Annotated in this window: 29 protein-coding genes; 10 read left to right on the top strand and 19 right to left on the bottom strand. The window is 64.4% G+C overall.

The annotated features are described in order from the left end of the window. Window positions 1–43: 43 nt before the first annotated feature. The 4 genes from ACU8HS_RS20360 to ACU8HS_RS20345 form a co-directional block, all read right to left on the bottom strand. A complete protein-coding gene (locus ACU8HS_RS20360; RefSeq protein WP_447015082.1) occupies window positions 44–1,483 on the bottom strand; it encodes a transglycosylase SLT domain-containing protein in 1,440 nt (479 codons plus the stop codon). Between the two features lie 93 nt (window positions 1,484–1,576). Next, on the bottom strand, window positions 1,577–3,232 hold the full coding sequence (locus ACU8HS_RS20355) for an arylsulfatase (RefSeq protein WP_447015081.1): 1,656 nt from the start codon (window positions 3,230–3,232) through the stop codon (window positions 1,577–1,579). Between the two features lie 106 nt (window positions 3,233–3,338). Beyond that, window positions 3,339–3,713: a MarR family winged helix-turn-helix transcriptional regulator gene (locus ACU8HS_RS20350; RefSeq protein ID WP_447015931.1), complete on the bottom strand. Its 375-nt coding sequence runs from the start codon at window positions 3,711–3,713 to the stop codon at window positions 3,339–3,341. Between the two features lie 94 nt (window positions 3,714–3,807). Further along, complete coding sequence (locus tag ACU8HS_RS20345) at window positions 3,808–4,254, bottom strand: MarR family transcriptional regulator (protein ID WP_112705225.1); 447 nt, start codon at window positions 4,252–4,254, stop codon at window positions 3,808–3,810. An 85-nt stretch (window positions 4,255–4,339) separates the two neighbouring features. Here ACU8HS_RS20345 and ACU8HS_RS20340 point away from each other — a divergent pair, with 85 nt between their 5' ends. After that, window positions 4,340–6,157 (top strand): chloride channel protein, encoded by a 1,818-nt coding sequence (locus ACU8HS_RS20340; RefSeq protein ID WP_113414732.1) that lies wholly within the window; start codon window positions 4,340–4,342, stop codon window positions 6,155–6,157. An 18-nt stretch (window positions 6,158–6,175) separates the two neighbouring features. Here the strand turns inward: ACU8HS_RS20340 and ACU8HS_RS20335 are convergent, their stop codons facing one another. Beyond that, window positions 6,176–6,445 carry a hypothetical protein gene (locus tag ACU8HS_RS20335; RefSeq protein ID WP_112569416.1) on the bottom strand — a complete coding sequence of 90 codons (270 nt, stop codon included), beginning with the start codon at window positions 6,443–6,445 and terminating at the stop codon, window positions 6,176–6,178. Further along, window positions 6,445–6,642 (bottom strand): hypothetical protein, encoded by a 198-nt coding sequence (locus ACU8HS_RS20330; protein ID WP_113414731.1) that lies wholly within the window; start codon window positions 6,640–6,642, stop codon window positions 6,445–6,447. The genes ACU8HS_RS20335 and ACU8HS_RS20330 overlap by 1 nt, the downstream gene beginning before the upstream one ends. 233 nt (window positions 6,643–6,875) lie before the next feature. Between ACU8HS_RS20330 and ACU8HS_RS20325 the strand changes: the two genes are divergently transcribed. Further along, window positions 6,876–7,715: a DUF4118 domain-containing protein gene (locus ACU8HS_RS20325; protein WP_113414730.1), complete on the top strand. Its 840-nt coding sequence runs from the start codon at window positions 6,876–6,878 to the stop codon at window positions 7,713–7,715. 131 nt (window positions 7,716–7,846) lie between these two features. Further along, window positions 7,847–8,026 carry a hypothetical protein gene (locus ACU8HS_RS20320; protein ID WP_113414729.1) on the top strand — a complete coding sequence of 60 codons (180 nt, stop codon included), beginning with the start codon at window positions 7,847–7,849 and terminating at the stop codon, window positions 8,024–8,026. A 31-nt stretch (window positions 8,027–8,057) separates the two neighbouring features. Here the strand turns inward: ACU8HS_RS20320 and ACU8HS_RS20315 are convergent, their stop codons facing one another. Then, window positions 8,058–8,369 (bottom strand): hypothetical protein, encoded by a 312-nt coding sequence (locus ACU8HS_RS20315; protein WP_112759299.1) that lies wholly within the window; start codon window positions 8,367–8,369, stop codon window positions 8,058–8,060. Between the two features lie 129 nt (window positions 8,370–8,498). Continuing rightward, a complete protein-coding gene (locus ACU8HS_RS20310; RefSeq protein ID WP_113414728.1) occupies window positions 8,499–9,713 on the bottom strand; it encodes an alpha/beta fold hydrolase in 1,215 nt (404 codons plus the stop codon). Window positions 9,714–9,860: 147 nt separating this feature from the next. On the opposite strand from ACU8HS_RS20310, the gene ACU8HS_RS20305 reads away from it, so the two are divergent. Then, window positions 9,861–11,414, top strand: a complete 1,554-nt coding sequence (locus ACU8HS_RS20305; protein WP_112569428.1) for an acetolactate synthase large subunit — start codon at window positions 9,861–9,863, stop codon at window positions 11,412–11,414. A gap of 36 nt (window positions 11,415–11,450) precedes the next feature. Here the strand turns inward: ACU8HS_RS20305 and ACU8HS_RS20300 are convergent, their stop codons facing one another. Next, on the bottom strand, window positions 11,451–11,732 hold the full coding sequence (locus ACU8HS_RS20300) for a hypothetical protein (protein WP_112755038.1): 282 nt from the start codon (window positions 11,730–11,732) through the stop codon (window positions 11,451–11,453). Window positions 11,733–11,830: 98 nt separating this feature from the next. Beyond that, window positions 11,831–12,727: a LysR substrate-binding domain-containing protein gene (locus tag ACU8HS_RS20295; RefSeq protein WP_113414726.1), complete on the bottom strand. Its 897-nt coding sequence runs from the start codon at window positions 12,725–12,727 to the stop codon at window positions 11,831–11,833. Window positions 12,728–12,895: 168 nt separating this feature from the next. Here ACU8HS_RS20295 and ACU8HS_RS20290 point away from each other — a divergent pair, with 168 nt between their 5' ends. From ACU8HS_RS20290 to ACU8HS_RS20280, 3 genes are all read left to right on the top strand, one after another. Continuing rightward, window positions 12,896–13,057 (top strand): DUF1127 domain-containing protein, encoded by a 162-nt coding sequence (locus tag ACU8HS_RS20290; protein WP_112569435.1) that lies wholly within the window; start codon window positions 12,896–12,898, stop codon window positions 13,055–13,057. 111 nt (window positions 13,058–13,168) lie between these two features. Beyond that, a complete protein-coding gene (locus ACU8HS_RS20285; RefSeq protein WP_447015080.1) occupies window positions 13,169–14,029 on the top strand; it encodes an NmrA family NAD(P)-binding protein in 861 nt (286 codons plus the stop codon). Between the two features lie 129 nt (window positions 14,030–14,158). Then, a complete protein-coding gene (locus ACU8HS_RS20280; protein ID WP_447015079.1) occupies window positions 14,159–14,557 on the top strand; it encodes a cupin domain-containing protein in 399 nt (132 codons plus the stop codon). 58 nt (window positions 14,558–14,615) lie between these two features. Here ACU8HS_RS20280 and ACU8HS_RS20275 read toward each other — a convergent pair whose 3' ends face one another. The 6 genes from ACU8HS_RS20275 to ACU8HS_RS20250 form a co-directional block, all read right to left on the bottom strand. Beyond that, entirely contained in the window at window positions 14,616–15,476 is an 861-nt protein-coding gene (locus ACU8HS_RS20275; protein ID WP_113414723.1) for a glycerophosphodiester phosphodiesterase family protein, read from the bottom strand. Between the two features lie 17 nt (window positions 15,477–15,493). Beyond that, window positions 15,494–16,309 (bottom strand): glycerophosphodiester phosphodiesterase family protein, encoded by an 816-nt coding sequence (locus ACU8HS_RS20270; RefSeq protein ID WP_447015078.1) that lies wholly within the window; start codon window positions 16,307–16,309, stop codon window positions 15,494–15,496. A 27-nt stretch (window positions 16,310–16,336) separates the two neighbouring features. Then, window positions 16,337–17,434 (bottom strand): ABC transporter ATP-binding protein, encoded by a 1,098-nt coding sequence (locus ACU8HS_RS20265; protein WP_447015077.1) that lies wholly within the window; start codon window positions 17,432–17,434, stop codon window positions 16,337–16,339. A 1-nt stretch (window position 17,435) separates the two neighbouring features. Continuing rightward, window positions 17,436–18,353: a carbohydrate ABC transporter permease gene (locus ACU8HS_RS20260; RefSeq protein ID WP_447015076.1), complete on the bottom strand. Its 918-nt coding sequence runs from the start codon at window positions 18,351–18,353 to the stop codon at window positions 17,436–17,438. A gap of 9 nt (window positions 18,354–18,362) precedes the next feature. Next, window positions 18,363–19,253 (bottom strand): carbohydrate ABC transporter permease, encoded by an 891-nt coding sequence (locus ACU8HS_RS20255; protein ID WP_113414719.1) that lies wholly within the window; start codon window positions 19,251–19,253, stop codon window positions 18,363–18,365. A gap of 62 nt (window positions 19,254–19,315) precedes the next feature. Next, window positions 19,316–20,626 (bottom strand): extracellular solute-binding protein, encoded by a 1,311-nt coding sequence (locus tag ACU8HS_RS20250; protein ID WP_447015075.1) that lies wholly within the window; start codon window positions 20,624–20,626, stop codon window positions 19,316–19,318. Window positions 20,627–20,816: 190 nt separating this feature from the next. On the opposite strand from ACU8HS_RS20250, the gene ACU8HS_RS20245 reads away from it, so the two are divergent. Beyond that, the gene (locus tag ACU8HS_RS20245; RefSeq protein WP_113414717.1) at window positions 20,817–21,971 is read left to right on the top strand and encodes an ROK family transcriptional regulator; all 1,155 of its coding nucleotides are present in this window, start codon (window positions 20,817–20,819) and stop codon (window positions 21,969–21,971) included. Window positions 21,972–22,079: 108 nt separating this feature from the next. Here the strand turns inward: ACU8HS_RS20245 and ACU8HS_RS20240 are convergent, their stop codons facing one another. Together ACU8HS_RS20240 and ACU8HS_RS20235 are read right to left on the bottom strand one after the other, a co-directional pair. Continuing rightward, entirely contained in the window at window positions 22,080–22,691 is a 612-nt protein-coding gene (locus ACU8HS_RS20240; RefSeq protein ID WP_447015074.1) for a pyridoxamine 5'-phosphate oxidase family protein, read from the bottom strand. 48 nt (window positions 22,692–22,739) lie between these two features. Next, window positions 22,740–23,690: an alpha/beta hydrolase gene (locus ACU8HS_RS20235; RefSeq protein ID WP_447015073.1), complete on the bottom strand. Its 951-nt coding sequence runs from the start codon at window positions 23,688–23,690 to the stop codon at window positions 22,740–22,742. Between the two features lie 45 nt (window positions 23,691–23,735). On the opposite strand from ACU8HS_RS20235, the gene ACU8HS_RS20230 reads away from it, so the two are divergent. After that, a complete protein-coding gene (locus tag ACU8HS_RS20230) occupies window positions 23,736–24,203 on the top strand; it encodes a MarR family winged helix-turn-helix transcriptional regulator (RefSeq protein WP_447015072.1) in 468 nt (155 codons plus the stop codon). 150 nt (window positions 24,204–24,353) lie between these two features. Further along, window positions 24,354–24,584, top strand: coding sequence for a DUF6959 family protein (locus tag ACU8HS_RS20225; protein ID WP_447015930.1), 231 nt, complete (start codon window positions 24,354–24,356; stop codon window positions 24,582–24,584). Between the two features lie 16 nt (window positions 24,585–24,600). Here the strand turns inward: ACU8HS_RS20225 and ACU8HS_RS20220 are convergent, their stop codons facing one another. Beyond that, on the bottom strand, window positions 24,601–25,788 hold the full coding sequence (locus ACU8HS_RS20220) for a low temperature requirement protein A (protein WP_447015071.1): 1,188 nt from the start codon (window positions 25,786–25,788) through the stop codon (window positions 24,601–24,603).

Raw genomic sequence — 25,788 nt, 5'->3', positions numbered from 1 at the left:
ACGGGCCGGACGGTTGTCTCCGAGTGGTGACAGTACCGAAAGCCTATTTCTGCCCCGCCCCGCCGGCATCCGTCCTTTCTCCCATGCGCGCGACCAGCAGCGAATAGGCCACGTAATATTTGTAGATATTGCTGACATACTGCACCGTCTCCCGCCCGACGATTTCGGAGGCGGCATTCTCCACATTGCCGAACCAGACATTGGGATCGAGCCCCATCGTCCCTGCTCTGTCGCGGAACTTGCGCAGGTTGCCCGGCCCGGCATTGTACGCGGCAAAGGCAAAAAGCTGCCGGTCCCTGGGGCTGAGGCCCTCGTCGGCGATATAGGTATCGATGAGATGGCGCAGATATTTGGCCCCGGCCTCGACGTTGCGGTCCGGGTCCCTGTCGATGCCGCTGATGCCGATCACCTTGTCCCTGGCCGTCGAAGGCAGCATCTGCATGATGCCGACGGCCCCGCGCGGCGAGCGCCGGGACTGGTCGAGCTGCGATTCCTGATAGCCCTGCGCCATCAGCATCAGGTAATCGAAGGAATAGCTGCCGCCATATTTGCGGAAGATCTCCACGAGCGTGCGGAAGCGGGCGACATCGTCGGGCGAATAGGCGTGCCTGACGATCTTGTCCTGCCTGTAGAAAGTGTTTCTGAGGATATTGCCGAAGGTCGTGCCGACCTTGTGGCTGGCGACGAAAGCGTTGAGTTCGGCCTTCAGCTGCGGGCTGTCCTTGCGGATTGCCCAGGCGATCTTCCCCTGCGACGACAGCACGATATCGTGGCGCACCTTCATGTCGGCAAAGACATGCGTCCAGATATCCGCCTTGTAGGCATCGACGATGGTAAAGGGCAGAAGCTCGGCATTGACCATTTCCATCAGGTCCTCGTCCTCCAGGCTTTCCTCCATGAGGTCGATGACGATTTCCGCCTTGCCGGCGGCCGCAAGCTCCCTGTTCTTGGCCACAAGATGCTCGTGATAGCTGCTGGAGGCGCGCACGGCGACATGCTGGCCCGAGAGGGCGTCGAGGCTGGCTGTCGGCGCAGCGTTCGCGGACGCGACCAGCACTTCCTCGGCGTCGGCATAGAGCGGATCGGTGAAATCCACCTGTTTCAGCCGCTCCTCGGTGATCGTCAGGTTCGCCATGACGATATCGCCATAGCCCTCGCTCAGCGCGCCCAGCAGCCGGTCGCGCGGCATCGGCACGAAGACGATATGGATGTGGTCGATCTGCTTCTTGCGGTCCCTGTTGAGAACCTTTTCCAACTCCAGCCCGAACTGCACCGCCGTGCCGTACTGGCGCCCCTTGTCGACGAAATAGATCGTCTTACTGTAGGGCACGAGCACGCGCACGATGCGCCGCTCCTTCATCGCGCCGAGATCGATCACATGCCTTTCGACGAAACGCGGAGCGCCCGCGTCCTGCGCCGCCGCCGTCGCAGGCAGGACGGCAGCAAGCGCGAGCACAAGCAGCACCCTCGGAAACGGGCTCATCGCGGCCTCCCCGGCATCGGCCCCTGATTGCAACACGGATGACCGCATCGGCTGGCTCCTGCGATTGCGCCCCCGCGGCGGTCTCGGCTGGGCCTATTGCGGCGCCAGCCGTTCCAGTTCGTTCAGCCGTTTCAGGGCTGCCTGCTGGCGCAGCAGGCCGTAATTGATGCCGGCCGCATTCAGCGAGTTGCCCTCCTGATAGGGGAACTGGTCGAAGTCCGCGAAGAACACCTTGATCTTTCCCTGGATCGGCACGAGCAGCCAGATGTTGCGCGCGAGGAATTCGATTGCGCCGCCGCCCTCATGCATGCCGCGTTCGTAGGGGTCCATGCGCAGGTTGGCGATATTGGCCCAGGCCGGCACTTCGCGCGTGGCCGTGGCGATATTGCCCTCGCTGTTGATCGCGAAGCTGAGCTTCCAGTCGTTCCACCGGATGGCGTTGAGATTGCCGCCCTGGTCGAAATAATAGACGGAATCGCGCGGTCCGCTATCGGTGTCGCCCTTCAGCATCGGCAGCAGGTCGTAGCCGTCGAGATGCACCTTGAAGGTCTTCGCGCCGGCCTGGAAGCCCGTTTTCATCTGTTCCTTGAGATCGCTCATGCCGGCCGCACTGGCGAAAGTCGGCATCCAGTCCATCAGCGTGACGATATCGTTGATCTCCGTTCCGGGTTTGACGACACCCGGCCAGCGCACCATCATCGGAATGCGGAAACCGCCCTCCCATGTCGTGCCCTTCTCGCCGTGGAACGGGGTCATGGCGCCGTCGGGCCAGAGCGCCAGTTCGGCGCCGTTGTCGGTCGTGTAGAGAACGATCGTGTTGTCGGCGATGCCGAGCTGGTCGAGCTGGTCGAGCAGCTGGCCGACATGGCCGTCATGCTCCACCATGCCGTCGGCATGGATGCCCTTGCCGGTCTTGCCGAGCGACTCCGGCTTGAGATGCGTGAAGACATGCATGCGCGTCGCGTTGAACCAGCAGAAGAAGGGCTTCCGGTCCCTCGCCTGCCGTCCGATGAAATCCTTGGCGGCGGCCAGGAATTCCTCGTCCACCGTTTCCATGCGCTTCGTGTTGAGCGCCCCCGTATCCTCGATCTTGCCGCCGGCCGTCGCCTTGATGACGCCGCGCGGGCCGTATTGCCGGCGGAAGGCCGGGTCCTTCGGATAGAAATAGCCTTCCGGCTCCTCCTCGGCATTGAGATGGTAGAGATTGCCGAAGAATTCGTCGAAGCCGTGTTTGGTCGGCAGGTGCTGGTCCTGGTCGCCGAGATGGTTCTTGCCGAACTGGCCGGTCGCATAGCCCCTGGTCTTCAGCACGTCGGCAATGGTCGGCATCCAGTCCTGAATGCCGTGCGGATCGCCCGGCATGCCGATCGTCAGAAGGCCGGTGCGGAACGGCTCCTGCCCGAGGATGAAGGAGGCGCGCCCGGCCGTGCAGCTGTTCTGGCCGTAGGAATCGGTAAAGATCGCCCCTTCCCTGGCGATACGGTCGATATTCGGCGTGCGGTAGCCCATCAGCCCCATCGTATAGGCGCTGATCTGCGGTATGCCGATATCGTCTCCGAAGATGACGAGAATGTTCGGCGCGCCGCCGCCCTGCGCCGGCGCGGCCTGCTGGGTCTGGGCGGCGGCCTGTTCGCCTGCCGATGAAACTGCGAGCGCCGTCAGCGCCAGCGACGAACCGCCGAGAAGAAGGCTGCGGCGGCTGACGGATACGGTGTGGTCATCCTGCTTTCGAATTTCGACGTTTTCCATCGAAGATCTCCCTTGAGATGAAACCCCGGAAAACCCTTCGCCTATTTTGGAGGCTGCGTAAGTACGTTACGGTAAACGGCGCACGTAAACGGGCCTCGCGCGCCCTTCAGCGCGGCCAGCCGTCGCCCCCGGATTCGCCGCCCTTCTGCAGGCTCTGCAGCATATGGATGAGCCGCGGCGCCATGTCCCGGATTTCGGTCAGGTGAATGGCCGTCAGCCGCCGCAGCACGTCGTCGGCCTTTTTGGTCAGTTCCAGCGTCTGCCGCCGCTTGTCGGCCGGGTCTGTATGGCGGGAGACATAGCCGGCGGCCACCAGCCGGCCGACCAGTTCGGTGGCCGAATGCGGGGCGATCACCAGCCGCTCGGCCAAAAGGCCGACCGTCATAGCATCCTCGCCGCGATGGCCGCGGATGGCGAGCAGCGCCTGGTGCTGCTGCGCCGGCAGGCCCTCTTCCTGGGCCGCCGACGCGCTGAAATCCATGAAGCGGCGCAGCGTGTAGCGCAGGTTGGAGAGCGCCTCGTAATCGGCATCCGTCAGATCGGCTTTCGGCTGTCTCACCCTGCGTCTCCTGCTCTCATTGCATCCATGCGGCCACTTCCATCTGCCGGTGATCCTGCAGCATGCGCAGCGCCTGCATCAGTTCCGGCGCCATCTCGCGGATCTCGTAGAGATGGGCCGATGTCAGACGACGCAATAGCTCTTCCGCCTGCCCTGTCAACACGACGGCCGGCCGCCGCTTCTGTTTCGCCTCGATGGTGACGTGCCCGGCCGCCTGCAGCGAGGCCGCCAGACCGGCGGTTTCGGCCGCCGTCAGGAAGAGCTTGTCGGCAAGGTCAGGCAGGCTCATGCGCCCGCCGGCGCCAAGCCCCTTGATCGCCAGCAGCGCCTGGTGCTGCTGGCGCGTCAGGCCGAGCCTTTCGGCCGCCTTGCCGCTGAACTCCCGGAACTTGCGGATCCTGTATCGCAGATTGGCAAGCGCCTCATATTCGATGTCCGACAGGGTGCGGTCATTGTCTGGCATGGTTCCAGCTCCCGATTTTGGCTGTTGATTTATATCGTACTACGATATATTTGCGACGGAAACGAAGCCGTCAACAGGACCCTCGATGCCTGCCCATAAAAACGCTCATCGCCCCCATGATTTCATGGGCGGCCTCTCCCGGCGCGAGGCCGGGGATTTCACCACGGACAAGCGCGTCCTCGCCCTCGTCGGCATGGCGCTGATCGTCGGCACCGGCGGCGCCCTGGCCGCCTGGGTCCTGGTCAGCCTCATCTCGCTGGTGACGAACCTCGTCTGGTTTCACCGCTTCAGCATCGCCGCCGTGTCGCTCGCCCAGGCGCCGCGCTCCGCCTGGATGGTGCTCGTTCCCGTTATCGGCGGCCTCGTCATCGGCCTGATGGCCCGCTACGGCTCCGAAAAGATCCGCGGCCACGGCATTCCCGAGGCGATCGAGGCGATCCTGATCGGCGGCAGCCGCATGTCGCCGAAAGTCGCGGTCCTCAAGCCGCTCTCCTCGGCGATCTCGATCGGCACCGGCGGCCCCTTCGGCGCCGAAGGCCCGATCATCATGACGGGCGGCGCGATCGGTTCGCTCTTTGCCCAGTGTTTCCACCTGAGCTCGGCCGAGCGCAAGACGCTGCTGGTGGCCGGTGCCGCCGCCGGCATGACGGCGATCTTCGGCTCGCCGATCGCCGCCGTCATGCTCGCCGTCGAACTGCTCCTGTTCGAATGGAAGCCGCGCAGCTTCATTCCGGTGGCCGTCGCCGCCTGCGTGTCGATCTGCTGGCGCCCCTTCCTGTTTCAGGCCGGCCCGCTCTTCCCGAAGCAGTTCCACATGGACCTGCCCTGGTGGGGCATTCTGCTCTGCGCGGCGATGGGCATCGTCGCCGGCCTGCAATCCGGCATTCTCACCACGCTGCTCTACAAGGTCGAGGATCTCTTCGAAGCCCTGCCGGTCCACTGGATGTGGTGCCCGGCGCTCGGCGGCCTCTTCATCGGCCTCGGCGGCCTGATCGAGCCGCGCGCGCTGGGCGTCGGCTACGATATCATCGACGGGCTGCTGAACAGCTCCATCCTGCCCGCGGCAGTGCTGACGATCCTGCTGGTCAAGGCGGCGATCTGGCTGGTCGCGCTCTCATCGGGCACGTCGGGCGGCGTGCTGGCGCCGCTCCTGATCTTCGGCGGCGCGCTCGGCTGGCTGGTCGGCCTGTTCCTTCCCGGCGATCCCGGCTTCTGGGCGCTGCTCGGCATGGCCGCCATGATGGGCGGCACGATGCGCGCGCCGCTGACCGGCACCTTCTTCGCCGTCGAGCTGACCGGCGACGTCTCCTCGCTTCTGCCGCTGCTGGCGGCGACCGTCTCGGCCTACGCGGTCACGGTTCTCCTGCTGCGCCGCTCCATCCTGACGGAAAAGATCGCCCGCCGCGGCCAGCACATCACCCGCGAATACGGCATCGACCCCTTCGAATTCTCCCGCGCCCGCGACATCATGATCAGGGAGGTCGATACGTTCCCGGCCCATATGACGGTCGGCGAAGCGATCCATTTCTTCGTCGCCACGCCCAAGACCCACCGCATCTATCCGGTCGTCGACAGCCGGGGTGTCGTCAAGGGGCTGGTCTCGCGCGGCGACGCGCTGCGCTGGCAGGCCGACGGCACGCTTGCCGACCAGATGCTCGGCGATTTCGTCTCCGACGCCTCGCTGCCATCGGCCCATCCCGACGATACGGTCGGTTATGTCGCCGACCTGATGCTGGCGACCGATGCCGGCCGCATCCCGATCGTCGATCCCGAAAACGGGCAACTGCGCGGCCTCGTCGCCCGCAAGGACCTCTTGCGCCTGCGCCGCCAGCTGAAGGCGAGCGAGACGGAACGCCAGCCCTATTTCGGGCCGCGGGCGCAGACCGGCGAAACACGCAGCTGAAAGGCGTCGGCAGGCCGGCTATTGCAGCAGATGCAGGCCGGCCGCGACGAAGGCGAGCCAGAGCGCTTCGCTCCAATGGTTGAAGCTTCCGGCAAGGTAGCGCTGCCGCGTGAAGGACGCGACCATGACCATCAGCGCGGCATAGAGGATGAGGCATTCCGAGACCGTCTCAAGCACGCTCGACCGTGCAAAAAGGGCGATGGCGAAGGCGATATAGCACTTCCAGACGAAACGCCCGACGGTTGCCCTGGATATCGCGTCCAGCTCGACCGGCCCGGCCGTCCGCATCAGCCCGCCACCCACAGGATGCAGGCAAGGCCGGCAAGGAAGACGGCGAGAACGAGCGCCAGCCGCAGGAATATCCAGAGGTCGTCCGCGTGATCGAAGGCGGCCTCGCTCCTGTGCCGCACGCCGGAGGACGGGTGAGACTGGCTCACATGGCGCATGCGCGCCTGCAGGTAATAGGCCCACCAACGACCGTACATCGCCTTTTCCTTTCGATCATGCACATTGCGGGCGCACGACGCATCCGCAGACAGTGAGCCTATCGCCAGGGGCATATGTTTTCGATTGGAGGAGACGGGCAGCGGCATAAGCATCGCGTAAAGACCGGGCCATATCCGGCATCCGCCTTTATGCGGCCCTTATAAAAGACCGCCTCTTTCCGCATGGAATTCAAATGCGAACCTAGCCAATTTCCTGTCAGGAGGATCAGACCATGTCTCCTGACAAGACCATGCCTGCCCCGCAGGCCGAAGCGGCGGTTGCCGAGTTCAACATCGAAGACGGCCTCGACGTCTCGCAGGTGCCGCCGCTCGTGCGCTACCTCGCCTGCCTCGTCATGACGGCGATGGCGACGGCCATTGCCGCCGGTTTCGACCGTTACGAGGCCATTCCCAACCTGTCGCTCATCTATGTCCTGCCGGTCGTCGCCGGCAGCGTCCTCTTCGGCCTCGGGCCGGCGCTGTTTTCGGCCGTGCTCGGGGCGCTTGCCTATAATTTCTTCTTCACCGAGCCGCGCCTTTCGCTGGCCGTTGCCGATACCGCCAATATCTGGGCGATCGTCCTGCTCTTCGTCGTCGCCTGCATCATCAGCGCCATCACCGCCTGGGGACGTCGCAAGGGCATCGATCTGGAGCGAAGCCGCCGGATGCAGGCCGCGCTGAAGACCTATGCCGGACGCATGGCGGCAAGCCGCTCGAGCGAGGACGCCACCAAACTGACGCTTGCCGCCGTCACCGGCTTCTTCCAGTCGCCCGCCGTCGTCGTCTTCGCGGCAGAGGCGGAGGGCGAACCTCGGGTGCAAGGCGCAGAACGGCTTTCGGCAATCGAGATCGAGGCGGCAAGATCCGCATGGGATTTGCGCCTCGCCGTCGCCGGCGGCATCTATCCCTATGACCAATCGCGCTTCGATTTCTGGCCGGTTTCGACCTTCGGCACCCGGAGCGCCGTCATCGGCGTCGCCTTCGATCCGGACCGGCGCCCGGCCAATCCCGATGCCATGATGGATATCGTCGCCCTGGTCTTCGGCGCCGCGATCGATCGCTGCCGGGCCTGACCGGCTCCCTGCGGCGGCGCCCCGGCGCCTATGCGGTTCTTATATTTCCCGCCCCGCAGCCCTATCGATTTCCTACGGGCTTGTCGGGCAGAGTCCCCGGCGATCCCGATTTTGACCTTGAGGAAGAAACCATGTTCGGCCGCAACGGCGTAACCTATCTGGCGCGTGAACGCGAAATCATTGCCGGCAGCGCCGGAAGCAGAAAAACCCACCGGCAGTTCCTGGCAAGCCTGCTGGCCGCAGGCGTGCTCGTCCTCCTTCTGGCCGGCGCAATCGCCATCCGGCTGATGCCGCACGGCCCCTCCTTCTAGGGCCGGCCGGCGGAGGCAGGATCGCCGCGCGTCAGCGGCCGAGCCAGCGATATTCCTCGATCGATACCTTGCCGGTCTTCTTGTCGTAGAGGCAGATCAGGTTGACGTTCCTGACCCGGCTCTTGCCCTTGCCCATCGCGCCGCGCAGCAGCACCGCCACCTTGCCCGTCGCATCGTCGAAGACGACAGGCGCGCTCGCCTCCGGCGTATCCATGCCCGACTGGCCGATGCAGGTGCCGTTCACCTTGGCGAAAAGCGCATTCCACGCGCCGTCGCTGGAGGCGGCCGCAAGCGGGGCCGATGCCAGCGTCGCGGCTGCGGCAATCGTCGTAATCCTGATCATTTTCAAACCCTTGTTGTTTGGAAGGAATCGCCCGTCGTCCGGGACCTGCCTGGTGACCGGCGAGCGGGGCCAAAACAAGGCGATGGGATCAGGCGCGTGCGGCGTCCGCAGCCGATCGAAGCCGCGCGCTCACGGCCCGAACTGCTCGTCGAGCCAGTCCAGCACCCGCCTGTTGAGCAGCGACCGGTTCTTCATCTCGCAATGGCCGTCGGCGCCCTCCGTGGCGGTAAAGCGCAGCAAGGTTTTCGGGCAGCGCAGCGCATCCATGTAGAGCGCGGCATCGCTGGAGAGAATGTCGTTTTCCGCCTGGGTAATCAGCGTCGGGCAGCGAATGCGCTCGGCATGTCCCCGCATGGTGAAAAGCTCGGCCGAAGCGAGGTAGGACCGGAGATCGCCTACCCCGTGCACCCAGAACCCGCGCTGCACGATCTTCCAGTTCAGCACCGGACTGGCGCGCACGAAGGCATCCATCCCATCGATGACCTCCTGGTCGAGCGCGCCGAGATCGGCCGCCGCTTCCGCCGGCAGGCCGAATTTCTGGATGACGATCCTGCGAAAGCCGTCGGCAATGCTCCAGGTGCCGGGATCGGCAATCAGCGCGGCGATGCGCGGCTCGCCCGCCGCCCCGCGCGGCGCCAGCAGGCCGCCGAGGCTCCAGCCGCTGAGCGCGATGCGATCGGGATCGACGAGCGGATAGTTGACGGCAAAATCCACCACCGCCCGGATCACCACGTCCCAATCCGGCCGCAGCGGCACATTGTGCTCGTAGAGCATGGCGCCCTGGCCGGGACCGTCGAAGAGCAGGCTGTGATAGCCGCGCCGCGAGGCGGCGACGGCGGAGGCGAAATAGGTATCGGTGACGGTGCAGTCATAGCCGTTGTTGAAGATGACGAGCGGCCGCACCTCATGTTCGAGGCCCTGCGCCGGAATGAAATATCCGGGCATCGCCGTCTCGCCGAGCGCGATGGCAAGCGGTTCGATGGCCGGCGCCGAGAGCGCAAGCCCCTTCTCCAGCGCATCCGTCTGCTTGCGGAAGGCCGAAAGCAGGCGGGCATCGACGGGCGCGCCGTAGAGCGGATGGTAGGACGTGGCATAAAAGACGCTCGCCCGCAGGTAAAGCTCGCGCGCGCTGCCCTTGTGGCCCCTGGAAAGCGCTGCTTCCGCTTCGCCCTTCAGCCGGTCGCCGGCCGCAATCCAGGCCGCGTGGAAGGCGGCGTCATCGCCGTCGCCGACGGCTTCCGCCACCGCCCGGATCTCCCCGAAATCCGCCCCGCCATAGGGAATATAGGCAATCGGCCAGCTGCCGAAATCCTCATGCAACGCGTTCCTGAACAGCATGCTCATCGCCAACTCCCCCAATGGCTGCCGTGGCTGCGATGGCGGTAGTATAATGGCGCCCTGCCGCCCTGTCACGAAAGCGCGCCGCCCCTTTATTCAAGGTTGTGCTTATGCGCTTCCCGTGCAAGGCTGCTGCCAGCGGGAGGAACTGCCATGAATGGTGCGGACAGCCTGTGTGACACGCTTCTGGCAAACGATGTCAGGGTGTGTTTTGCCAATCCCGGAACGTCGGAAATGCATTTTGTGGCCGCCCTCGACCGCAAGCCCGAGATGCGCTGCGTGCTCGGCCTTTCCGAGGGCGTGGTGACGGGGGCGGCCGACGGTTATGCGCGCATGACCGATCACCCGGCGGCAACGCTGCTGCACACCGGGCCGGGCCTGGCGAACGGCCTTGCCAATCTCCACAATGCGCGGCGGGCGCGGGTTCCCGTCATCAACGTCGTCGGCGATCACGCCTCCTACCATCTGCCCCTCGATGCGCCGCTGACATCCGATATCGACAGCCTGGCCGGCGCGATGTCCAACTGGGTGCACCGCATCCGCAGCCCGGAAGAGATCGTCGGCGCGACGGAGGCCGCCTACCGCGCCTGCCTGTCACCGCCCGGTGTCGCAACGCTCATCCTGCCGGCGGATGCCGCCTGGGGCCATGTCGAAGCGGAGCGGCCGATCCGGCTGTCCCGGCCGGCACCTCATGCCGCCAACATGGATAGCGTGCGCGAGGTTGCCGCCGCCATCAGGGAAACGCCCGGCGAGGTCGGCATTCTCGTCAGCGGTGCGGCCGCCCGCGCCGACTGTCTCGAGATCGCCGGCGCAATTGCCGCCTCCAGGGATGTGCGCCTTTTCTGCGAGATGCAGCTGCCGAGGGTCGAGCGCGGCCGCGGCCGCGTCGCCCTGACCCGCATTCCCTACCCGATCGACGCCGCCCTGGAACTGCTTGCCGATATCGACGTGCTCGTCCTGGCGGGCGCGCCCGAGCCGGTGGCCTTCTTTGCCTATCCGGGCAAGCCCGGCCGGCTGGTGCGCAAGGGCTGCAAGGTTCTGACCCTTGCCGGGCATGGCGAGGACCTGAAAGGCGCGCTGGAGGCGCTGAGGGACGAACTCGGCGCCCGCCAGTCGCTGCCTCCGGCGCGGCCCTCGGCCCTTGCCGACGATATCGTTCCCTTCGGGCACCTGACCGAGGACGCGATCGCCGTGATGGTGGCCGCCAGGCTCCCTGACGACGCCATCGTCTGCGACGAGGGTGTCACCTCCGCCCGTCGCTTCTTCGAGCTCTCGGCCGGTGCCGCGCCGCACGATTACCTGATGAACACGGGCGGCTCGATCGGCTGCGGCATTCCGCTTGCGACGGGTGCCGCCGTCGCCTGTCCCGGCCGCAAGGTCATCAACCTGCAGGCCGACGGCAGCGGCATGTATACGGTGCAGGGCCTGTGGACGCAGGCGCGCGAAAATCTCGACGTGGTGACGGTCATCTTCGCCAATCGCGCCTATGCCGTGCTTCACGCCGAGATGCGCAATGTCGGCGTCGACGGCATCGGCGAGAACGCAAGGCGGATGATGGATCTCGACCACCCGGCCTGGGACTGGGTCGCCGTCGCCAGGGGCATGGGCGTCGATGCCGCCGGCGCCCATAGCTGCGAGCAGTTTGCCGATCTCTTCGACAGCGCGCTGAAGCGCCGCGGGCCGTTTCTCATCGAGGCGATCATCTGAGCCTTCGGGCCGCCCGGTTGGCAAGCCGGCCTCGCCTCACGGGTCGCGCCGGCCCTGCGAATTGCTGCGATAGGGATTGCGGTCATAGATCCGGTAGCCGCCGCCGGAATAGGTTTCCCGATAGCGGCCATCCAGCTGCTGGCTCGTCTGCGAATGCAATATCCCGTTGCGATAGGTATTGTAGCCGCCGCCGAGGTTCTGCTGCGTCGTGTAGGTATTGCCCGAACTGTCTGTCGAGCACGGGCGGGAAACCAGTTCGCAAGACGCCGAGGCATTGCCGGCGGCAAGCAGGAAAATCGAAAATAATACAGCCTTCACGGCAATCTCGCCTGGCGCGAATCCAATGCCGCGCATCTGCACTGTAACCCAGCGGCAGAAAAAGAACAAACAGGAAACATTCGCGCGAGGCTGCCCTGTCAGGCCGCTTCCCGCACGAAGGCGCTGCGCAGCCAGTCGAGGAAATGGCTGGCCGCCGGCGAAAGCGTCCGGCCCGGTTTCATCATCGCCACGAAACCGTCCTCGTATTTCAGGAACGGGGACCGTTCCACCAGCTTGCCGCTCTTCAGCTCGTTCAGCGCAAAACGCCGCTCCACCAGCGCCACGCCGAGCCCGGTTGCCGCGGCGCTGACGCACAGATGCATATGCGGGAAATAAAGCTCCGATTGCGCCGAGACCCGGTGGCCGGTCGCCGCCTGCCAGCTCGTCCATTGCGCGCTCATATCGTCGGGCGAAATGCGCGTCGGGAAGCTGATCTCGGCGCCCTCGGCGCGGAAGGGATAATCCGGCGCCGATACAAGGCCGAAGGAAACGGAGGCGAGCGGCACGAATTCGCCCTTCACCAGTGGCCGCGCCAGCCGGTCCCAGCTCAGCGTGAAATCCACCCCGTCCCTCGCCCGGTTCGTGCCGCCGTCGCGCGCGCTCGACGACATGGAAAGCTGCACGCGGATATCGGGATGGAGGCTGTAGAATTCCGCCAGCCGCGGCACGAGCCAGACCATGGCGAACGTGGCGCTGCAGGCAATATGCACGCTCGCCTCGTTCCGGCTCGCCTTCAGCTCCTGATAGCGCTCCTCCAGCAGGTCGAAAGCGCGCGAGACCGTGGCGAAGAAGGCCGCCCCGTCCTCGTTCAGGCGAAGCCCCGTTCCCGATTTTTCGAAGACGGGAATGCCGAGCTGCTCCTGCAGGAGCTGCAGCTGCTTGGAAACGGCGCCATGCGTGCGCCCCAGCTCGTCTGCCGCCCGTGTCACCGAGCCGAGACGTGCGGTGGCCTCGAAGGCCTTGAGATAGGAGAGCGGCGGCAGGTTGCGGGCCATGATCGTCCAATATGTGAGTTTTTCTAACGTATAAGGTCAAGATAACGCGCTTTTCCGATCTCAGAAACTGCCATAAAACCGTTGCAAATCAGCAAAGCGACCGAAATTCCCCTTTGGCTATTCGTTAACGATAGGTGAGTTTTGCAGACAAAGAAAGGAAATTTCATCATGCATGTGGCCGACACCCTGCGGCTGTGGCGCGAACGCTGGACCGAGCGCCGCCTTTTTGCCCGCGAACTGGACACGCTGCCCGACGAGACGCTGCGGGATTTCGGCATGAGCCGCGAAGCCGCCTACGAACAGAGCCACCGGCCCTTCTGGCGCGCCTGACCGGCGGATTGCCGCACCGCTTGCCGGCATTCGGCCGCACCCCTGCAAGACATGCGGAACCTCGAACCGGGCAGCGCCGTTATAGGTGCGACCGTCTGCGAGATTGCACCCATGTATGTCATCCTCGGCGCGTCCGGACACATCGGCTCTGCCGTCATCGACGCATTGCGGGCGTCGGGCGACACGGTGATCGCCGTCGTCCACAGTGCGGAAAAAGCTGCCGCCATCGAGCGCGAGGGCGTTGAACCCGTCATTGCCGATGTGGCCGATACCGAGCGGCTCCGCTCCGTCCTGCAGAAAGGGCGCCGCGCCTTCCTCCTGAACCCGCCGGCCGATATCAGGCGTGATACGAACGCCGAGGAACTGAAGACCGCCAGGAGCATCGCCGCAGCGCTCGACGGTTCCGGCCTCGAAAAACTCGTCGTGGCCTCGATCTACGGCGCGCTTGACGGCGCCGGCATCGGCGATCTCTCGGTGCTTTACGACTTCGAGCGCGAGGTGAAGGCAAGCGGCATTCCGGCCGCCATCAACAGGGGCGCCTATTACTTCACCAATCTCGACATGCTGCTGGAACCCGCCGGCAAGACCGGGCGCCTGGTCACGCCCTTCCCCGCCGACATGAAGATACCGATGGTTTCGCCGCGCGATCTCGGAGAGATCGCTGCCGCGCGCCTGAAAAGCCCGATCGACGATATCGGCATCGACTATGTCGAAGCTCCGGAGCGCTATTCCTTCGCCGATGTCGCCGAGGCGTTCTCCTTGCTCCTCGGCCGTCCCGTCACGGCCGAGACCATACCGCGCGAGAAATTCGAGGACTATTATCTCGGCCTCGGTTTCTCGTGGGCGGCCGCCCGTTGCCATGCGAAAATGACCGAAGTCACCATCGATGGCCGGGCCGAAACGCCCGACCGCCGCCATTGGGGCAGGACGACGCTGGCCCGGCATCTTGAGGCGCTGCAGGCGCGGCGCTGACGGCAGCGCCTTCGGATACACGCCGATACAAAAAGCCCCTTCCACGGAAACATTCCGCATTCATTGCCCTGCTCAGATAGGCCCGTCGCCCGATCACGGGTTTCAGGCAATCTGACGGAGGATAGACAGATGAGGACGATCATGACCCTGGCAGCCGGCGCGCTTGTCGTGGCCGGCGCAATGCAGCTGACCGCGGCCAATGGCGAGGAACCGATAAGCCGCACCGATCTCGTGAAAGGCGATATCGACGTGCCCGGCCACGAGGCGGCGCAGGTGCGCGTCGATCTCGCGCCCGGCGCCTTTGCGCCGAAACACCGCCACCCCGGCGAAGAAATCGCCTATGTCATCGAAGGCACGCTGGAATATGAACTCGACGGCCGCAAGCCGGTAACGCTCAAGGCCGGCCAGTCCCTGTTCATCCCCGCCGGCGTCGCCCATTCGGCCAGGAATGTCGGCGACGGCAGGGCCTCGGAACTGGCGACCTATATCGTCACCAAGGGTTCGCCGCTCGTTGTCCCGCTGAAGTGACCTGCCGGAAGCGGGCCACCGGCCGCGCTGGCGGTGGCCTGCGAATTCGCGGGGCCGATCAGCCCGCCACGCGGGCTCCAGCCGGCTGCAGCGATGCCTTGCGGGCTTCGATATAACGCTTGAGCGCGGCCGGCTCGTCGGTCTGGATGGTGCTGACGCCGGCATCCATCAGCCGGCCCCAGACGGCGTCCGGTTCGGCAAGCGCGCGCGGATCGGTCCATTCGCCGCTTGCGGCCATATCCAGCGTGTTGAACCAGATCGCCATATCGGCATCCCGGAACAGTTGCCGGTTCTCCGCGATCGTATCCAGACGGTCGAAGCGCAATTCGCACATGAAGGGCCTGATTTGCGAGAGCAGCGCAAGCTTTTCGGCGACATCGCCGGCCTTGAAATGGGCCATCGCCATGAAGGGCACGCCCTCGATATTCTGGGCGCGCACCCAGTCGATATCCTGGCGGCTCGCCACCACCGTCTTCAGATCGACGCAGGATGCCACACCCATCTCGCGGGCGCAGGCCGCGACCTCCGAAAACAGCCCGCGATCCTTGAGATCGAGATCGGCGAAGATGCGGCCACGAATGGTCTCGAACGCCTGCTTCAGCGTCGGGATGCGCTGATCGGTCAACGCGCGGTGCTCGCCGCCATTGTCCTCGCGCAGCGCGATCGCCTGCAGTTCGGCCATCGTGAAGCTTTCCGCGTCACGGTCGATGCCGGCCATGCGCAGGAGCGTATCGTCATGCATCAGGAAAAGCTCGCCATCCGCGCTCTTGCGCACATCGATCTCGGCGATATCGGCACCGACGGCGATGGCCTTTTCGATCGAGGCCAGGCTGTTTTCCGGCGCGCCATGCCAGGCGCCGCGATGGGCGACGATGGCGCAGGAACGGTTCGGGTCGGCGATGAAGTCTTTGTAGCTCATGGTCTTTCCTTGATGTGTCAGCCACGGCGGCTGGCGAGGTATGATTTCAGTGCGACCGGCTCGTCGGTCTGGATGAGGGAAATGCCGGCCCCGATGAGCCGGCCCCAGATGGCGTCGGGATCCTGCAGGGCGGCGCTATCGGTGAAGCCGGCAAAGGCCACGGGATCGAGCGTATTGGCCCAGAGCGCCATGCCTGTTTCGCGAGCGCGCGCATGCAGTGCCGAAATATCGTCGATCCGGTCGAAGCAGACTTCGCAGACGGGCGGCGCGAGCCGGAACAGGAGATCCAGCTCGGCCTCTGCATGAGGAGCGCCGATCCGTGACTTGGCCATGAACAGCACGCCATGCGGGATCACCGTTTCGCGCACCCAGGCCAGATCCTCGGCTGTGCGAAGGTTGCCCCAGAAATCCACCTCGTCGGCGACGCCCATGTCGCGAGCGCAGGCGATGACATCGGGAATGATCGTCCGGTCCTTGACGTCGAGATGCAGGAAGATGCGATTGCGGGTGAGATCGAAAATCTCCCGCAGGCTCGGCAGCCTCTCGCCGCTCATCCCATTGCCTTCGCCGCCGTCGCGGTTTTTCAGCGTGAGCCCGGATAAATACCCGGAAGTCAGTTGCTCCGGCGCAGCGTCGATGCCGGCCATGCGTTGCAGCGTCTTGTCGTGCAGCAGGAAGAGGCCGCCGTCGGCGCTGCGGCGCACGTCGATTTCGACCACGTCGCAGCCGGCGCGGATCGCCGCTTCGATGGCAGGCAGGCTGTTTTCGGGGGGCGTCGCGCCATATGCCGCGATGCGCCACGACCGCGCAGTCCCGCTTGGGGTCCCGCACATAGTCCGTGTAATTCATGGGAAGGTCTTTCAATGGTCGGTGAATGCATCCGCGATGGCGCGCCCCGTCTCGCCGTCGAACAGGTGCAGGCGGGATCGCGGCAAGCGGAAGGAAAGGTCCGCGGCGGGATCGATATCGGCGCCGAAGGGGGTCGCGATGCGGATGGAGGTGGCGGATAGATCGGCTGACAGAACCGTATGCGAGCCGAGATCCTCGATATGCCTGAGCCGTCCCTTGAGCGCGCCATCGGCGCCGAGGGTGATGTCCTCCGGGCGGATACCGAGCTGGAAATTGCCCGGCTTGCGGTATTCTGCAATCGCCTGCCCGTCTGCCAGACGCAGGACCGAACCGTCGCCCGTGACCGGCAGGATATTCATCGGTGGTGCGCCGATGAACTTCGCGACGAAGACCGAGGCCGGGCGATGGTAGATCGCCTTTGGCGTATCGAACTGCTCGACGCTGCCCTTGTTGAGAATGAGTATCCGATCGGCAAGCGTCATTGCCTCGACCTGGTCATGGGTAACGAAAACCGTGGTCGCGCCGATGCGCCGGTGCAGGTCGGCAAGTTCGACGCGCATGTCGTGGCGCAGCTGCGCGTCGAGATTGGAAAGCGGCTCGTCGAAGAGCAGGATGCCGGGCTCGCGCACGATCGCCCGACCGATCGCCACGCGCTGGCGCTGGCCGCCGGAAAGCTGCCCCGGCTTGCGATCGAGATAGGCCGAAAGGCCGAGCATGTCGGCAACGGCGCCGACGCGCTGCCTGCGCTCGGCCCTGGGCAGGCCGGCGACACGCAGGCTGTAGGCCATGTTGTCGAACACGGTCATATGCGGATAGAGCGCGTAATTCTGGAAAACCATGGCGCAGCCGCGCTGCTTCGGCTCCAGGCCCTGCACTTCGCGCGCGCCGAACAGGATCTTGCCGCCGCTGACGGCCTCGAGCCCGGCGATCATCTGCAGCAGCGTGGACTTGCCGCAACCGGACGGTCCCAGAACGACGGTGAACTCGCCGGCGCGCAGCTCGACATCGAGCGGCGCAATGACGGTCGATTTGGCGTCATAGGCCTTGGTGACGCCCGACAGCGTGATGGTGGTGGCCGCGGTGCGGATGGCTGTATCGATGGCGTTCACGTCATTTCTCCGAAAGAACAAGGCCCTGCACGAGGTAGCGCTGCAGCAGCGCGATCATCGCAAGGGGGATGACCGAGACGACCACGACACCGGCCATGATCATCGGAAAATCGGGGATCTCGCCTTCCATGTCAGGCGCCAGCCGCGCCAGGCCGACGACGGCGGTGGTCATGTCGGGCTTGGAGGCGGCAACCAGCGGCCAGAGATATTGCGTCCAGCCGCCGAGGAAGGTCAGCACGAACAGGGCGGCAAAGGAGCTGCGCGAGATCGGCAGCAGGATATGGAAGAGGAAGCGGATCGGCCCTGCCCCGTCCATGCGCGCCGCCTTGAAAAGATCGGAGGGCAATGTGCGGAAAAACTGGCGAAACAGGAACGTGCCGGTTCCATGCGCGACGAGCGGCGCCACAAGGCCGAAATGCGTATCGAGCACGCTGAGTTCCAGATGAACAGGCGCGCCGGATACGGCCTCGATCAGCGCATTGGCGCCGGTCAGATCCAGCAGCCCGTTCAGCGGCGAAAAGATGTTGGCCGCCACCTGATAGGTGGTGATGACGCGAATATCGATCGGCAGCATGATCGTCGCCAGAACCGCCGCAAAGGCCACGCCCGCCCAGCGGATGCGGAAATAGACGAGCGCATAGGCGGTGAGGAAGGACAGCGCGCAGGTGAAGAAGGCATCGTAAAGGGCCACCAGCATGCTGTTCAGCATCTGGACCGGAATGCGCGTTTCGCCAAAGACCCGCATCACGTTGGCGATGAACTGGTCGCCCGGATACCAGGCGAGCCCGTTGCGCAGCAGGAACTCGTAGGACTGCGAGGCATTGGCGAGCGTCAGGTAGAGCGGCCCGAGAATGAAGACGATGCCGACGGCCAGGATGGCGCTGGCGGCGAAATTGAGCGAGCGGGCATTTTCGATCATGGCTGGCCCCTACCGTTCGTAACTGACGCTGCGGCCGAGAAGCAGGAACTGCGCTGCAGTGAGGATGACGACGAAGACCATCAGGATGGCCGTCTGGGTGGAGGCGCCGGAGAGATCGTAACCGCTGAAGCCGTCCGTATAGATCTTGTAGACGAGCAGGTTGGTGGCCCCGCCCGGCCCGCCCTTGGTGATCGTGTCGATCAGCGCGAAGGCCGAGGTGACGCTTTCGGTGAATTCCAGCACCAGCGTCAGGAAAAGCTGCGGCATGATGAGCGGCAGCTGCACGTCGAAGATGCGCCGCCACGGCCCTGCCCCATCCATCGCAGCCGCCTGAAACATGGTGCGCGGGATGGATTGCAGGCCGGCGAGCAGGATGACGAAATTGAAGGGAATGCCGCCCCAGACATGGGCGACGATCAGCGTGATGAAGGCATCCGTACCATCGAGACCCGGCGCCCAGGCGCCCGGAAAGAAATGGTTGATCGGCGCCAGGATGCCGACGAACGGATTGAAGATGAAGGCGAAGACGACACCGATCGAGGCGCCCGCCACGCCTTTCGGCCAGACCAGCACGTTGCGCGCCGCGTAGGAGAGACGGATTTTCCGGTCTGCGGCGACCGCCAGGATCAGCGGCAGGAGAACGGCGAGCGACGAGGCGAAGACCATGAAGACCACCGTCAGCCAGCCGGCGTCCCAGAATTCCGGATCGGAGAGGACCCGGCGGAAATTGTCCCAGCCGACGAATTCCGACCCGCCGCCGAACGGCCGCTCCAGGAAGAAGGACCAGTAGAAGGCCTGCACGACCGGCGCATAGAAGAAGATGACGATCAACAGCAGCAAGGGAGCGGCCAGCAGAAGCGGCAGCCAGCGATGGCTGAAAAGCGAGGATTCCGACGACATCACGCATGTCCATTTCGAGAAAAGCCGGTGCGGCGACGGGGGAGCGCCGCACCGGAGATGGATCAGGGCAGCTTTGCCGTCTTGTAGGTCTGCTCGAAGCGGCGCAGCAGCTCGTCGCCACGCTTCTTGGCGCTATCGAGCGCCGCCTGCGCGGTCTGCGTGCCGGCAAATGCCTTCTGCGTTTCTTCCATGAAGATCGAGCGGAACTGCACGTAGAAGCCGAGGCGGATGCCGCGGGTATCGGGCGTGCCCGGCTCGTTCATGGATTCGATGCCGACGCCTGCCGTCGCATATTTCGTGGTGCCGGCGTCGGGGCTCTTGGCGATGGCGTCGAGCACGTCGTTGGTGACGGGCACGTAGCCGGTGGAGGCGGTCATGAACATCTGCTGTTCGGGCTTGCGCAGGAAATCGAGGAAGGCCTTGGCGCCGTCGATCTCGGCCTGGTCGTGGCCCTTCATGATGTAGATGGAGGCGCCGCCGACGAACGTGTTGTGGCGCTCGTAGCCCTTGTACATCGGCGTCAGGCCGACGGAGAGCTCGTACTTGCCGGCAAAGGCCTTGGACGAGTCCGTGTAGGAGCCGGAGGAATTTTCCATCATCGCGCACTCGCCGGAATTGAAGGCGGCGGTGTAGTTGCCGGCCTTGGTGTCGCTGGCGATCCTGACGAGGCCTTCCTTGCGCCAGTCGATGAGGTTCTGCAGGTGTTTGGCAAAGAACGTGGTGTTGAAGACATATTCGGCATCGAGACCGTCATAGCCGTTATGCTCGGAAGCGATCGGCAGGCCGTGCCGGGCGGAGAACTGCTCGAACATCGACCAGGGCTCGCCATTGGTCACATAGGGGCATTCGTGGCCGGATGCCTTCAGCCTGCGGGCAGCCTCGACAATGTCTTCCCAGGTCTTCGGCATCTCGGTGACGCCGGCTTTTTCGAGCTCGGTCCTGTTGACGTAGAAGAGCAGCGTCGAGGCGTTGTAGGGCTGCGAATAGAGCTTGCCGCCAGACGTTTCGTAATAGGAGCGCGCGCCCCTGATGTAATTGTTCCAGTCGACATCGGGCAGCACGTCCTGAACCGGGACGACGGCGTCGGAGAGAAGCAGGTCGAGCGTGCCGGCATCGAAGAACTGGATCAGCACCGGATGCTTGTTGGAACGGTAGGCGGCAATCGCCTTCTGCATCGAGACTTCATAGCTGCCCTGCCCGACGCAGCTCACATGGTCTTTCGACTGCGCCGCGTTGAAAGCATCGCACTGCGCCAGGATCGCCTTTTCGACGCTTCCCGTATTGCCGTACCAGAATTCGAAATTGGCGGCCCGCGCAGATGTACACGCAGCCGTCAGCATGGCGGCGGCAGCCACCAGAATGGAAATCTTCATTTTTCCCTCACCTGAAATAGGAGACCCGCCGGACCGGTGCCCGGATCGTGAACGTCGGCTTAATACACTTTATGTGTAACAAATACATGACGCCATCCGGCTTGATCGTTCATGCAAAGCCCGGTATGCACGTGCCGACGACCGCCACTGGTTTCAGTGTTACACTTTTGTAGTATATTCGAGGTGTGTCATGGCTTATTTTCCGGAACCGCTGATCGCGTCGCGTTTTCTGCGTCAGGGTGAGGAAGTGGTCGTCTCTCCCAACGAGCGCAGCCTGCTGAAATTGCTCTGGCGCCATCCCGGCCTGTCGCGATCCGAGATCACCAACCATACCGACCTCACGCAGCAATCGGTCCATCGCATCATCGACCAGCTCGTCGAGCGCGGCATCGTTTCTCTGGGGTCGCCGAAACCCGGCCTTGGCCGCGGCCAGCCAAGCCCCATGCTGCGGCTCAACGGCCTGCACGCCTATTCTGTCGGCATTTCCGTCAATTCCGACGTGGTCGATATCTGCCTTGTGGACCTCGCTGGCAACGTGCTTGGCGAAAGCAGCGTCTCGCTGCGGGAACTGAGCATGGCCCAGGCGCTCGACCGTGTGCGCGAACGCATTGGCGAACAGCAGCAGCTGAACGGTCTCGACGAGGAAACCCTTTTCGGCATCGGCTTCGGCATTGCCGGCTTTCACGTCTCCGGCACGAAATACAATGCGTCCATCCCGCTGCACGAATGGTCGCTGATCGAACTCGGACCGCTGCTGACCGACCTCTTCGGCAAACCCGTCTGGGTGCTCAACGGCGGCAGCGCCGGCGCCGTCGCCGAGGCCATGTTCGGCGCAGGCCGCTTCATCCGGCATTTCGCTTATCTGAGCTTCAACTACGGCTTCGGCGGCGGCCTGATCAGCGATGGCGAATTATTGCCCGGCGGCAATGGCAATGCGGGCGAATTTTCGCAGATGTACGACGACGAGGAGCTCGTGCGCCGCCCTGCCCTGCAGTTTCTGCTCGAGCGGTTGCGGCGCCACAATGTCGATGTGCCGTCCATCCCCTATCTGCGCAAGCATTTCGATCCGAAATGGCCGGGCGTGGTGGAATGGATCGAGGAGATCACCCCGGCCTATAACCGGCTCGTCAACGCCATCTGGGCAATCTACGACCCGCAGGCGATCGTCTTCGGCGGCCAGGTGCCGCCGGCAATGGCGCAGATGATGGCCGAGCGCACGGAGCTTTTCGGCCGCCCGCGCTACGGTGTCGCGCGCCCGCATCCCAAGCTGGTGATTTCGGAGATATCGGGCGATGCAGCCGCTATGGGGGCGGCGATCGTTCCGTTCAAATCGACGTTTTACTGACCGGTCCACATTGCCGAAAAATTTAACGGCGAGGTCGTTCCTTGTGGCCCCCTCATCCTCCCCTTTTCCGTGCCTGTCATAGCGATGAGGGAAGAAGAAACCCTCACCTCACCACATCGTCCTGGCAGCCCTGACAGGCCATTCCCGGTCATAGGTCTCGTGGTCGAAATCGCCCACCGCATCCTTCAGCATCTGCCCCGGCGTCGGCAGCCTGGCCGGATCGACGAAATGCTCCGCGTTCCACAGTTCCGCCCGCATCACTGCCCGCGCGCACTGGAAATAGACCTCGACGATGCTGATGACGATGACCGTGCGCGGGTGTTTGCCGTCCATCTCGAAGCTTGCAAGCAGCGCCTCGTCGTTCGAGACCACCCCGCGCCCGTTGATGCGCATGACCGTATTGGAACCGGGGATCAGGAACATCAGCGACAGGCGCGGGTCGCGCACGATATTGGAGAGCGAATCGACGCGGTTGTTGCCGCGCCAGTCGGGAAGATGCAGGGTCGTATCGTCGATGATGCGCACCACGCCGCCGAGATCGCCGCGCGGCGAGCAGTCGAGCCCTTCCGGGCCGACGGTTGCGAGCGCCATGAAGGGCGAGATTTCGATCATGCCGCGGTAGAGCGGCGTCAGCGCCTTCGTCACCTTGTCGACGGCCGCCTGCGACAGGCCCGCGCCGTAGATTTCGTTGAGCTCTTCGATCGTGCTGATGATCTTCATCCGTATGTCGCCCCGCTACCGGCCGCCCGGTCGGCGGCCGGGCGGACGCTACACCGACGCGCGCCGTGCCGGAAGCTCGAAAATCGGAATGATTTCGGCATCTTTCCTGATCGTATCTTCGGCGAGAAAGGCCGCGACTTCGTCAAGCACCGGCCTTGCCGACATGATGCGCCGGTGGCCGAAGCCGTTTGCCCAGGAAAGCCGCACATGCGCGCCCGAGGCCGCGTAGCGGCGCGCATGGGCCGCACCCACTTCCTTGTCGTCCTCGGCATGAATGACCAGCACCGGCCTGTCGATGCTGCCGGCCCCGCCGCCCGCGTCGAAATCCTCAAGCCTGCGCCCGGTGATGCGCTGGACGACGTCTTCGAGGGCTGCCTGCGCGGCCGGCTTCAGCCGCAGCATCCGGCCGAAATCGGTAAACAGCCACTGCATTTCGCTGGGTGAGCCGATCAGCACCAGACGCTCGGCCGAAACCGGCGTCACGCCGGGCAGGATGGCGAGGGACGATACCATCAGCGCCGCGCCGCCGAAGGAATGGCCGACGACGGCGTCGAAACGGCCGAAGCGCTCTTGCGCCGCCGCAATCGCCTTCACCGCCAGCGCCATATGCAGGAAGCGCCCGCCGGCCCGCCCGTGGCCCGGAAAATCGAGTGCGATCACCTCCGCGCCGCTCTCGGCCAGCATCGTCACCAGATCGGCCATATAGGCCATGCCGGAACCCCAGCCATGCGTGACGAGGTAACGCTTGCGCCGCCCGCGCGCCCCGCCGTTCAGCCGGTAGGCATGGGCGCGCCGGCCATCGACCGGCAGCAGGAAACGCTCGGCGCCGGCAAGCCTGGCAAGACCGGCGGCATGGGCCGCCCTGGCTTTCTCGCCCTTGGGCCTTGCAGGCGGGGTTCGGCAGAACAGGCGGAAGGCGGCCTCGCCGGCCAGACGCGGCGAAACGGCCTGCATGAGCGAAAAGGCGAGGCGCGTGACCTCAAGCGCAAATTTTGCCATGATGGGATTCCAATAATGTTCAACACTGAACAATAAAGTACAACGATGAACAAAAATCAATCCCTGCCCTGGGATCATCCGCGGTTTCGCAGCTGGATCGCGGTGGCTCGCGCCTGCCAGCTCATGCAGCAGTCGCTGGCGCGCTCGCTATCCGACCTCGATATCAAGCCGCCGCATCTCGATATCCTCGTCAATCTCTACCGCTTCGAGGGCATTTCGCAGCAGGAACTGGCAAGGAAGCTGCTGGTCGGCCGCTCCAACATGAGCATGCTCCTGCCGCAGATGGAAAAGCGCGGCCTGATTGTCCGCCGCGACGACGAGCGCGACAGGCGCGTGCTGCGCCTGCACCTGACCCCGGAGGGCCGCAGGATCACCGAACAGGCCATGGCCATCCAGACCGGCCTCATCGACCGCGTCCTGTCGGCCGAGCCGATCGAACAATGCATGGCGACCGCCGATTCGATGGAGCGCATCATCGGCGTGCTGCTGCAGGATCTGAAGGACGAGGACTAGCGACCTTCGACATCGGCGGACGCGGTAGTTTTCACGTCATTAACGCGTTATCGCTCTTAGGTGTCTGTGTTTTACAACTGACAATCTTTCCATAGGTGGCTTTTGCGAGAAGAAAACGTCGAAATTTACTCGGACCTGACCAATGCTGCCGTGCTCCGACACCCAGCGCGGGCATTTCCGGGCGTGCTGCTGCAGGGGGACACTCTCTATATCCTCTACAAGCAAGCCAATCTGGCGTGTAGCGAAGTTGGACCGGGAGCGCCAGGTTACGAGGAACTGGATGACCTTCGCAACAAGCTTCAGCTTTATCTCGACCACTACAAATCGGTTCTAAAAGAACACGGTATGAAACTGCCATTTTTCGAAGCACCCCTTCCCTAGAAGAGCAGCCGCATCCTCAGTGCAGCGTCGGCCCGGCCGGCGCCCGCGTCAGCGACTTGTATTCCCAGGCCGCCACGACGATCAGCACCAGCGTCGCCAGGATGCCCATCACATAGACCTGCAGGAAGGGCGCGGCGAAGGCCGAGAGCAGCAGGAAGACGATGCCGGCGAGATGGGAGAGCGGCAGGCGGCCGCTGGTGGCGCCCTTGAACCAGAGATTGCCGATCAGGAACAGGCCGGAGCCGCCGAGAACCGAGGCGGCAATGGCAAGGTTGCCGGTCTCGTGCGGATGCTCGAACATGAATTCCACCGCCACGGCATGCACGATGATGCCGGCGAGAACGGGCAGATGCGCATAGGTGAAGGCCAGCCGCGCCAGGCTGCCCGGCGTATCCTCATGCTCGATGCGGTGGGCGGCGCGCTGGTGGCCGAAGCGGAAATAGAGCCACCACATGGCGACCGTGCCGATGAAGCCGATCGCGAAGACCACGCCGGTCAGCGGGGAAAATTCCATTTCGGAAAAGGTGCGGCCGGACACCAGGATCGCCTCGCCGAGGCAGATGATGATGAAGAGCGCGCAGCGCTCCGCCATATGGGCGCCGGAAACGTCCCATTCCTCCGTCCGGGAGCGGCCGAGGCCGGGCACGGCAAAGGCGAGCGCCGGCCCGCAATATTCGACCGCGAGCGCCACCGCCCAGCAGATCAGCCGCGCCTCGTGCTCCAGAAATCCGCCGGCGATCCAGAACAGGCCGGAGAAGGCGAAGTAGATGGTGATGCGCACGAAATTGATATAGCTCGACCGGCCGACCGGCCGCATCGCATAGCTGGTGAAGGCCGAGCGGCCGACCTGCATCAGCACGTAGGCTGTTGCAAACAGCAGGCCCTTCTCGCCGAAGGCCTCGGGAATGGCGGCCGACAGGACGAGGCCGAGCAGCATCAGCACGATCAGCATGGAGCGCACCGGCATGCGCTCCGGGTCCAGCCAGTTCGTTGCCCAGGCGGTGAAGATCCAGACCCACCAGACGGCAAACATCATCAGCGCCGCCTCGATGGCGCCGAGCGGCGTGTAATGGGCAAACAGCGCGTGCGAGAGCTGGGAAACGGAAAAGACGAAAACGAGATCGAAAAACAGTTCGAGGAACGTCACCTTGCTGCCGGCATGCCCCTTTGCCCGCAGCCAGCTCCCGTTTTGCGCCTGTGTCAT

The sequence above is a fragment of the Rhizobium sp. KDH_Rht_773_N genome (assembly GCF_052946295.1).
The sequence above is the reverse complement of the archived record's forward strand: the minus strand, read 5'-3'. Positions and strand labels throughout refer to the sequence as shown.

Bases quoted from the DNA above. Each gene is read 5' to 3' on its own strand.
- ACU8HS_RS20360 (WP_447015082.1), bottom strand. From the start codon at position 1,483: ATGAGCCCGTTTCCGAGGGTGCTGCTTGTGCTCGCGCTTGCTGCCGTC.
- ACU8HS_RS20355 (WP_447015081.1), bottom strand. From the start codon at position 3,232: ATGGAAAACGTCGAAATTCGAAAGCAGGATGACCACACCGTATCCGTC.
- ACU8HS_RS20350 (WP_447015931.1), bottom strand. From the start codon at position 3,713: ATGGATTTCAGCGCGTCGGCGGCCCAGGAAGAGGGCCTGCCGGCGCAG.
- ACU8HS_RS20345 (WP_112705225.1), bottom strand. From the start codon at position 4,254: ATGCCAGACAATGACCGCACCCTGTCGGACATCGAATATGAGGCGCTT.
- ACU8HS_RS20340 (WP_113414732.1), top strand. From the start codon at position 4,340: ATGCCTGCCCATAAAAACGCTCATCGCCCCCATGATTTCATGGGCGGC.
- ACU8HS_RS20335 (WP_112569416.1), bottom strand. From the start codon at position 6,445: ATGCGGACGGCCGGGCCGGTCGAGCTGGACGCGATATCCAGGGCAACC.
- ACU8HS_RS20330 (WP_113414731.1), bottom strand. From the start codon at position 6,642: ATGTACGGTCGTTGGTGGGCCTATTACCTGCAGGCGCGCATGCGCCAT.
- ACU8HS_RS20325 (WP_113414730.1), top strand. From the start codon at position 6,876: ATGTCTCCTGACAAGACCATGCCTGCCCCGCAGGCCGAAGCGGCGGTT.
- ACU8HS_RS20320 (WP_113414729.1), top strand. From the start codon at position 7,847: ATGTTCGGCCGCAACGGCGTAACCTATCTGGCGCGTGAACGCGAAATC.
- ACU8HS_RS20315 (WP_112759299.1), bottom strand. From the start codon at position 8,369: ATGATCAGGATTACGACGATTGCCGCAGCCGCGACGCTGGCATCGGCC.
- ACU8HS_RS20310 (WP_113414728.1), bottom strand. From the start codon at position 9,713: ATGAGCATGCTGTTCAGGAACGCGTTGCATGAGGATTTCGGCAGCTGG.
- ACU8HS_RS20305 (WP_112569428.1), top strand. From the start codon at position 9,861: ATGAATGGTGCGGACAGCCTGTGTGACACGCTTCTGGCAAACGATGTC.
- ACU8HS_RS20295 (WP_113414726.1), bottom strand. From the start codon at position 12,727: ATGGCCCGCAACCTGCCGCCGCTCTCCTATCTCAAGGCCTTCGAGGCC.
- ACU8HS_RS20290 (WP_112569435.1), top strand. From the start codon at position 12,896: ATGCATGTGGCCGACACCCTGCGGCTGTGGCGCGAACGCTGGACCGAG.
- ACU8HS_RS20285 (WP_447015080.1), top strand. From the start codon at position 13,169: ATGTATGTCATCCTCGGCGCGTCCGGACACATCGGCTCTGCCGTCATC.
- ACU8HS_RS20280 (WP_447015079.1), top strand. From the start codon at position 14,159: ATGAGGACGATCATGACCCTGGCAGCCGGCGCGCTTGTCGTGGCCGGC.
- ACU8HS_RS20275 (WP_113414723.1), bottom strand. From the start codon at position 15,476: ATGAGCTACAAAGACTTCATCGCCGACCCGAACCGTTCCTGCGCCATC.
- ACU8HS_RS20270 (WP_447015078.1), bottom strand. From the start codon at position 16,309: ATGTGCGGGACCCCAAGCGGGACTGCGCGGTCGTGGCGCATCGCGGCA.
- ACU8HS_RS20260 (WP_447015076.1), bottom strand. From the start codon at position 18,353: ATGATCGAAAATGCCCGCTCGCTCAATTTCGCCGCCAGCGCCATCCTG.
- ACU8HS_RS20255 (WP_113414719.1), bottom strand. From the start codon at position 19,253: ATGTCGTCGGAATCCTCGCTTTTCAGCCATCGCTGGCTGCCGCTTCTG.
- ACU8HS_RS20250 (WP_447015075.1), bottom strand. From the start codon at position 20,626: ATGAAGATTTCCATTCTGGTGGCTGCCGCCGCCATGCTGACGGCTGCG.
- ACU8HS_RS20245 (WP_113414717.1), top strand. From the start codon at position 20,817: ATGGCTTATTTTCCGGAACCGCTGATCGCGTCGCGTTTTCTGCGTCAG.
- ACU8HS_RS20240 (WP_447015074.1), bottom strand. From the start codon at position 22,691: ATGAAGATCATCAGCACGATCGAAGAGCTCAACGAAATCTACGGCGCG.
- ACU8HS_RS20235 (WP_447015073.1), bottom strand. From the start codon at position 23,690: ATGGCAAAATTTGCGCTTGAGGTCACGCGCCTCGCCTTTTCGCTCATG.
- ACU8HS_RS20230 (WP_447015072.1), top strand. From the start codon at position 23,736: ATGAACAAAAATCAATCCCTGCCCTGGGATCATCCGCGGTTTCGCAGC.
- ACU8HS_RS20220 (WP_447015071.1), bottom strand. From the start codon at position 25,788: ATGACACAGGCGCAAAACGGGAGCTGGCTGCGGGCAAAGGGGCATGCC.